Raw genomic sequence first — 8,693 nt, forward strand, 5'->3', positions numbered from 1 at the left:
TCACCGCATGACCAGGCCACCATCGATAACGATGGTTTGACCGATAATATAACTGGAAGCTGAAGAGCATAAGTAGACAATGGCATTCGCCACTTCATCACATTTGCCCAGACGGCGTAGCGGTATTGAGCTGGTTACGCTGCGAATCACTGTGCGAGAGACCTTTTTCACCATTTTTGATTCAATCATTCCTGGCGCAACGGCATTGACGCGAACGCCATAAGGCGCGAGTTCGGCCGCCAGGGTGCGGGTCAAGCCAAGAATTGCTCCTTTGGACGCGCTGTAGTTCACCTGTCCCACGCTTGGGATGATGGCAGCAATCGAGGCAACGTTGACAATGGCCGGACTTTCAGCGGAACGAAGCAGCATCAGCGCCTCTTTTGTCAGACGGAAAACACTGAACAGGTTGGTGTCCACCACCTGGCTAAAATTCTCGAAGCTCATTGAGGCAAACAAATTGTCTTTCACTATCCCGGCGTTGTTCACCAGAACATCCAGTTTGCCGGTTGCTTCTGTCAGATGAGCACAGAGCGCAGCAACGCTCTGCGGATCGGCAAGGTCGCCCTGAATGCACGAAAGTTTATTACCTGCCGGATGCGTTTCTTTTAGTTCGGCTAACTGCGTTGCATTCGATTTATACAACGCATAAACATTGCAATCCTGGTCCAAAAATTTAGCGCAGATCGCCAGGCCAATATCACCACTGGCACCGGTAACCAGAACCGACTTTTCTTTGAGGTCGTTATATTGATACATAATATTCACAATCAGTTAAGTTAATAAAGTATGGCAACTGCTGTTGCATAAGCCTGGCAATGTGAAATACTCAGCGAGCTATTCATAATGCCTTTTTCTGCCAGCAGCTCTTTTACCCGCCCGCTAAAAATAAAATGCGGGCAACCATAGTCGTCATGGGTAATTTCGACATCGTGAAAGGTAATACCGTTACGGAAGCCACACCCAAGCGCCTTTACTGCCGCCTCTTTTGCCGCCCATAAACCCGCCGCGCGTTCGGTACTGGGGTCGTCCGTGTTAATTTTCATTCTTTCCTGCCCGGTATAAACACGGTACAAAAAATCGGTTTTCCAGTTATTTATCGCCCGGCTTATTCGGGCAACTTCAACAATATCCGTACCAATACGCATTATGCAGCTCATCCTTGTTTATAACTGAAAAGACAAGTTAAGATTAAAATTAAATTTATTTACATCCATGCCTCCAGGATATTTCACCGGCATAGAAAACGAAGCATCATAGGTCAGGCTTTTCACGTTACCCTGAATGCCAGCCGCTCCACCAATAATGAATTCATCACTATAAATACTGTCTTTCCTTATTTGCCCACCATCGATGCCGAAATAGTAACTGGCATTCATAAAACTGACCGGATGATAGAGCGTGTTTTGCATGTAATAACCGCTATTACCGGTCAGACCAACGCTATTTTCAAAGCCACGCACGCTCCAGCGTTCATCAATGGTTATCTGATCCTGTAAGGTCAGTTCTCGCGGCGCGTATTGCGCAAAAAAAGTAGCGCTGTAAATATTATTGCCAAGCTGGCGCGAATAACTGCTTTCAATATTGAAAAGCTGACTCACCGGGCTGACGTCACCATACGCCATATCGGGCGTCCTTTCGGCGCCGAACCACGTCAGGAAACGCTGCCATGAAAATGACGAATCCCAATACGCATTCTCCAGCTGCTGCTTGTAGTTAACGCCAAATTTCACGTTATCCATATTACGTTTTTGTAGCACCAGCGCTTCACCGTTAATTTTATAGCCAGACTTTCGACGAATAAGCTCAGCGTTACCGGTCAATTTTCGGGTTTTATCGCGGTAAACCGTGCGTGATGCTTTTGCGCTCCAGTATTCACTCTTACCCGCATATTCCAGCGAGATGTAGCTAAGTGGGATAATCTGGCGCGACTGACTACTGCTATAAAAAAACGAATAGTTCCAGTAGCCCAACGGGAGTGCATAATAGCCGCTAACACTCTCATATTGTCCGGTTGTGCTTCGTGTCCCGGCCAGATAAAACAGGTCGCTAAAGCGGGCCGTGTTGTATAAATAGCCCACCACTGAGGTCAGGTTTTGTCCTGTCGCTTTGTTGCCCCAGTTGTTATAGCTTGCCCTCACGCGCCAGTTTTTCGCGCGATGAATATTAATACGGACAGTGCTATAGCCATGCTTTGTACCTGGCTCGATATTGATTTTTACATTGGCGTCGGGCACTTGCTGAAGGTTTTCCAGCCCCTGCTCAATATCGCGGATATTCAGGATGTCTTCTTTCTCAAACGGTAACATCCACGGATTAATATCATCATTCTCAACGATGATATTTTCTATTTTCCCTGCCTCCACGTTAAGCATCAACGTGCCGGAAGAGATATCCTGCGAAGGAAGCATGACGCGGGTGGTAATATAACCAGCATCAATATAATAATCCTGCAACGCGGTAGCAATTTTTACCACGCCGATACTGCCGACACAGCGTCCCAGAATCTCTTTTTTAATCGCCCTGTCAGTTTTACGCTTTAAAAAATCGTGTTCAAGAATAAGCGCGTTAATCGTAAAACAGTTCTCTTCTTTTGGCAGATCATTCAGCCTGAACACTTTATTTTCGCGACTGGAATAAACATCCTGACGATACACTTTCTGCTCTTTAAATGCACTCAGATCGGCATTCTGTTGCTGCTTGATCAGGTGATTAACACCATCATCAGCATGGGCATAAAAGCATACCAATAATAACGAAAATATTTTTAATCGTAATTCCATTTACTTTCTCAGAAAGAAAGGCAGCAGGATACCGTTCTGATCTGGTACTATCAGATTATAACTGCTGCCTTTTATTACAGCCTGTAAATTAAATACCAACAACAGTACCGGTATTTGTGACTTTACGGGCAATCAGTTCCATACCCTTTAAACCACCGAAAATCGCATCTTTACCACTGTTAATCACATTGTCCGCAGTGACACCCGCTACGCCATAGCTGAGCATATTCAGGTAGTTATATATATTTCCAGAAGTTTTCACCATCAGAGTATAATCACTCACAATATTACCGCGGTTGTTAATGTCAGTGCCGGCATTGATCGCGATGTTCTGTGCGAGAATATTGCTCCCGGTGTTATTCATCACATGTCTCTGCGTATCAATCTTAACGCTGCTGCCCGCCACGATGTCTTTAAAATTCTCAACGCCATTCAGGGCATTAATTGCCAGCACATTGTATGCAGAGATGGCGTTACGATTGTACAAAACGCCTTTCAGAACATTGAAGTTCAGATCGCCTTTGCTACTGATCCAACCATAGTTGATGACACTGTTATCAACATTCAGATTTAAATTCTTATCTGAAGCAATAACGCCAGTTGCCGTATTGTCAGCTAAACTCCCGTTACCGTTGTTCTCAAGATACGCCAGGGTCATGTCGAGATTACCCGCGCTATATGTGGTCGCGTAGTTGTTATAGAAAGCGCCCGCAACTTTGATGACCGCATCAGCACCGCTAACTAACAAGGCTCGCGTATTATCGAAGATCCCTTTTGCTACCAAACTTAACGGACCGTTTTCCGCGATCATGCTGCTGTTGTTGTTATAAACATTCTGACCAGCAAGGGAGAGGGCATCCTTGCCGATCATGCCGCCAACATCACCGGAAACACCAAAGTATTCGCCTAACTGACGGATGAAGTTGTTCCCATCACGGTTTTCAATATTCCCCGCCGCGGTAACGGTCAGTTTCTGATTCGCAGCGATCATCGCAGTGTTATTATACACGCCTGATTTAGATTCGATAGCGACATTTTTACCCGCAATAAAGCCGTAATTGTTATCAACGGAGTTTGCAGCAAGCCTGATGTCGCCCGTTTGAGAAAGGACTGATCCTCTGAAGCTATCAAAGTTTCCCATTAACGCAAGGTCGATATCGCTATAACCCGCAACCTGACCATAGTCGTTATTCAACGCGTTAGTCTTGATGTCGATAGCCCCCGCAGAGAGAATTTTACCGCTATAGTTATCAACATTACCTTTTGCCGCCTCAATGCTCAGATTGCCCATCAGGGATCTGATACTGCCGCGGTTGTTTCTAACATGTGCGGTAGTGGTCAGCGATATATCACCGGTCGCTTTAATGTTAGCGTTATTGTTGTTGATACTATTAGCGCTGATTGCAACGTCACCATAACCAATGATATTGAGAGAGTTATACAGATCACCCTTTGTCTTAATGGTCATATCTGCATCGCTAACAATATTTCCCTGATTATTAATGTTATTAAACGCCGTAATGGTGATGTTATTCCCCACCATATTGCTGTTGCTATTGTTTGTCACATAACGCTGGGTCTTAGCAACCAGATCACCTGCTGCGGAGATATCTTTAAAGTTCTCAATACCGTTCAGCGCGTTAATTGTCAGAGATTTCTCTGATGCCAGCGTATTACGGTTATAGAAGGTCCCTTTCAGAACGTTTAAAGCCGCATCGCCCAGACTGCTGATCCAGCCGTAGTTCGTGAAGTTATCGTTAATGTTCAGAACAAGATTTTTATCTGCAGCGATAAGGCCGGTCGCGTTATTATCGATCAGCGAGCCGTTACTGTAGTTCTCCAGATACGCGGTGTCGATATTCAGGTTGCCCTTACTGTAGGCCGTAGCGTAGTTGTTATAGAACCCCCCGCCTGTTTTGATGATGGCATCGGCTCCGCTCATGAGTAATGCCCAGGTATTATCAACGCTGCCTTTCGCTTGCAGATTCAACGGCCCCTTCTCGGCAACAATTCGGCTGTTATTGTTGTAAATATTGCTCCCGGTAAGTGAAATGCCCTCTTTACCGATCATTCCACCCTTTTGCTGCGGCATACCAAAATAAAGACCAAACGCGTTACCGAAATTCTCACCATTACGGTTATCGATATGGTTATTTGCGTTCACGGTCAACGTCTTGTTGGCAACTATCAGCGCGGTGTTGTTATTCATCTCGGCGTTGGCATTGATGACAATATTCTGACCCATCATGAAGCCGCCGTAGTTATTAACGGCATTGGCTCCTAATGCGACATCGCCCTCTTCAGAACTAATGACGCCAATGTAGTTGGTAATATTGCCTGTCACCGCTGCGCTGACGCCGCTTTTACCGGCGATACCGCCCTGGTCGTTGCGCAGGGAGCCGCCTTTAGCAATAACCTTGCCAGAGGCGTTCAGCTTGCCAGCGTAGTTATCAATAGCACCATTGCTTTCCAGGAAGACATCGCCATTCGACGCCATCTGCCCGCCATTGTTATTGATGTTATTAGCCGCAATCTGCACCCCCTTCTCAGCAATAATGCCTAAAGAGTCATTACTGGCGGTATCTGCCGTTTTGGTCGCACCATTGTTTACCGTTCCTTTGGCGGAAATTTTTGTATAACCACCCGCAGAACGGATCAAGCCTTTGTTGTTGTCAACATTGCCTGCACTGGCAATATCAATATTCCCGAGGGAATCGACTAATCCATTATTATTGTTGATAGCAGTAGACTCAAAACCAACATAGCCGCCCTGGATCTGGCCATTGCTGTTATTCAGGGTACCGGTTTTTAATGCCACGATGCCCGCTTCAATCCCAACCTTTTTCCCTTTTCCTGAGTTGATCAAAGTATTGTTACTGGTATCAACCGCCAGCGTGCCACTGGCGGCCAGTTTGCCGTTCGTGTTGTCGAGAGCGCCACTTTTGACGTAGAGATCCCCCCGGGTTGAAATATTGCCTGAGCGGCTATTTACCAGGGAATTATTATTGGTATCAAGCGCAATGGAACCGTCAGAGGAAATGGCTCCTGTGGTGTTATTCAGTGCACCATTGGTCTTGATATTAATCTGGCCAGAAGACTCAATGCGTGCGTTGCTGTTCAGCAGCTGGCCTTTTGAGTCGATATGTACACCATTAACGCCACCCGCGATAACGCCCTGGTTGCGAACCCCCACGCCATTTTCAGTGCTGATTAGGTTGATTTTGTTCGCATACATACCGCCCAGCGCAGCAACGTCAATGCTGTTGGCATTACGTACGCCAGATGCGGTAACTGTGCCGGTTGCCTGGCCTGCAGCGTTGACATAATTATTACCCGCCACCACGTTCAGTTCTCTGGCGGTGACCTTACCCGTGACCACAACGTTGCGTGACAAAATTTCTGTCGGGCTGGCGTTATTTAGTTGACCCAAGGTAATGGTGCCGCCATTAACGGAGTAACCCGCCAACTGGCCATTCTGAATATCTGGCGTCCCTGTGGTGAGCGTCAGCTTACCGGTGTTAATTGCACCGCCGCCGTTCACCGTAATGCCATTCGGATTGGCGATAATTAAATCAGCTTTATCACCCGCAATTTCCATCATGCCGTTAATGGCAGTGGGGTTTTTTGATGTCACTTCGTTAAGAATGATTTTAGCCGTTCCGGAGGTTAAATTACTGTTACCTTGAATTTTACCGGCCAGCGTTGTATTGGATTCAGCAATGCTGTTATTAAAGATCAAGCCATTTTTATCAACGTTTAACTTATCGTAAACGTTGTGAGAAAGCCCTTTATCATTAGCTTTATTGATATTAATAACAGGCACATTATTTGATGAAGTGACCGCCCCATCCTTCATGCCGATTTCTGCAGCCTGCCCAAAAAATGGCAGTGCTAACAGAACAGAAACCGCGCCAGGGTGCCCTTTCAGATCAAAGCGAAAGAGATTATTTTTTTCACTATTCATATTAACCTACTCTTTATTCCTTTATAAGAGGATCATTAACTTCCTGAAAAAACCTAACATCACCACGCTAAATTACTGTTTCATGACCTTTGACGAATAATCCCCCTTATTTTCTTTATTTCACTCTATACGCAAGCAAATTATCGACGTACGCAGCCTATTAGCAATGCGTAGGTTTTTCCTTGCAGTGCAGCTCAGATACGTCATGTATTTTCCGTTACGCCAGCTCTGTAAACCTCGGTATATTTCCCATCATTTGCAAACATGAACCTGCATAACAGTGAGCCCCAGACAGCTATATTTACCCCCGGCAGGCAGAGCTTTCCGTTCCGGTAGATTCTGCTTTTCAGTGCCACATTAAGACCCTGCTCCGCACTTGCCTGACCCCGACCAGCTACTTTAAACGGGGCATGGCTAAGGCGGTTAATCGCAAACGGGGCACGCAACTGCTGAAGGTTTACGAGGCGTTATCAGTGACGCGACGAGAGCAACCACAACGCCCAGGGTTACAGTGCTGATCCCTGATGCCAATCCGACTAATACATCCTGTGTGGCAGCCGCCTGCGTTTTGCAGGTGCCCTGGCAGGCCAAATTACAACAAACAAAACTGTTATCAGACAGCCTGCATCGGATAGCAAAAAAATAATCTATTGCGTCAAACTCATGTGCTGAATAAGAGTTCCACAAACCCGCTTTTCTTTAAAAAAACTGACGAAACAGACTTTTTCCAAACTAAACTAAAGGTAACCTGCAGCTGTGGCGGATGTATGGCGCCGTGATTCATAATTAGGACGCTCAAAAAAGTCGATTGTATTTTCTCACCATAAACGCTATATCACTCCGTGATATACCGGATTATGACTACCTTCAGATGCTTTTTGTGCATGGTCATAAATAAAGGAATATCCAGTACCTAAAACAGCGCCCAGGACCATACTGTTAAGCACACCTTGAGTAAGAGTTGCGTATCCAACTAAAAATTCGCCCCTGAACAAGCCCCCCTGTTAATATATTAACTATCTGATTGATTGTTGTTTCACTCGTTATTTCATCTTTAGGTCAGAAACCAATATTAAAGTTGTAAACCTACAGATATTGCAAACAACCCTTCCAGACTCACGCGTGCCGCCTGTGGAAAATTGCCGAAAAAGACGGAGAGAGATCTTCTTATATATTCACTATATTCACGCGCAGCAGTGGGTATACCCATAGGAACTAAATTAAGAGCAAGCGCTATTCCCGTATTTTTGCTGTATCGCTGAAGTCATGTTGATCAACATTTTGTCGCCGTTGGATTTATTTTCCTGTTTGGCTCTGTGTTTTTCTTCTCCGGAAATATATTAATAATTTTGTAGTGAATTATTAACTGGAACAGGCGCGTCGAATTCACATCGTTGCCCCAGATCATTGACGTTTTGATGAGGACGTTTAGCCAGAGAAAGTCGCTGATTTCTGCCCTTCTCCCCAGCGCCAATATTTCTGCCGAAGCCTGTCTTTTTTCATTGCCGTGTAACAAGGTAACAGCTTTCTCTCTCTATATATATACCGCTACTCCCTGATGTATTGAACCTCTGCCTCATCTGAATCAGATAATTTCTTTTGACGTACTCGTTATTACCGTCATGACCGGAATTTATTTCCGATGTAAGCAGGCTTCGGCGTCTATTGTCTGATGAGTAATCGTGACTCACTTCAAACTCGCCAAATGCACGGCATAAAGCGAAGGAGGAATTCGTTATGATTCTAATCATCAGGAACTCTATTCTAAAGGAGCAAAGTATATGATGTGCTATTATTAGTTTTCGTTCGTTGTTTTTATATCAGAAAACGATACAAATGATGGCGTAAACCGTCCTGGTTTACCGGGAGAGTGTTAAGTCTGTAAACTCAGGCTGACAGTTCTCTGTGTCCGATGGAAGCGTAATAGACCTGCTCTGCTTCTGCTGATG

At 45.4% G+C, this 8,693-nt stretch carries 4 protein-coding genes; all 4 read right to left on the reverse strand.

From position 1 onward, the window contains the following. Positions 1–756 (reverse strand): SDR family oxidoreductase, encoded by a 756-nt coding sequence (locus tag QRY16_RS12610; protein WP_290428303.1) that lies wholly within the window; start codon positions 754–756, stop codon positions 1–3. Positions 757–776: 20 nt separating this feature from the next. Then, positions 777–1,145, reverse strand: coding sequence for a holo-ACP synthase (gene acpS, locus QRY16_RS12615; protein ID WP_289776830.1), 369 nt, complete (start codon positions 1,143–1,145; stop codon positions 777–779). 18 nt (positions 1,146–1,163) lie between these two features. Next, positions 1,164–2,780 carry a ShlB/FhaC/HecB family hemolysin secretion/activation protein gene (locus QRY16_RS12620; RefSeq protein WP_289776831.1) on the reverse strand — a complete coding sequence of 539 codons (1,617 nt, stop codon included), beginning with the start codon at positions 2,778–2,780 and terminating at the stop codon, positions 1,164–1,166. A gap of 88 nt (positions 2,781–2,868) precedes the next feature. After that, positions 2,869–6,744 carry a two-partner secretion domain-containing protein gene (locus tag QRY16_RS12625; RefSeq protein WP_289776832.1) on the reverse strand — a complete coding sequence of 1,292 codons (3,876 nt, stop codon included), beginning with the start codon at positions 6,742–6,744 and terminating at the stop codon, positions 2,869–2,871. Between the last annotated feature and the right edge of the window lie 1,949 nt (positions 6,745–8,693).

Origin of the sequence: Mixta mediterraneensis (genome assembly GCF_030283135.1) — a bacterium.
GTDB lineage: Bacteria > Pseudomonadota > Gammaproteobacteria > Enterobacterales > Enterobacteriaceae > Pantoea > Pantoea mediterraneensis.

What these genes read in the sequence shown, in the direction of transcription:
- QRY16_RS12610 (WP_290428303.1), bottom strand. Translation starts at nt 756, where the DNA reads ATGTATCAATATAACGACCTCAAAGAAAAGTCGGTTCTGGTTACCGGT.
- acpS (WP_289776830.1), bottom strand. Translation starts at nt 1,145, where the DNA reads ATGCGTATTGGTACGGATATTGTTGAAGTTGCCCGAATAAGCCGGGCG.
- QRY16_RS12620 (WP_289776831.1), bottom strand. Translation starts at nt 2,780, where the DNA reads ATGGAATTACGATTAAAAATATTTTCGTTATTATTGGTATGCTTTTAT.
- QRY16_RS12625 (WP_289776832.1), bottom strand. Translation starts at nt 6,744, where the DNA reads ATGAATAGTGAAAAAAATAATCTCTTTCGCTTTGATCTGAAAGGGCAC.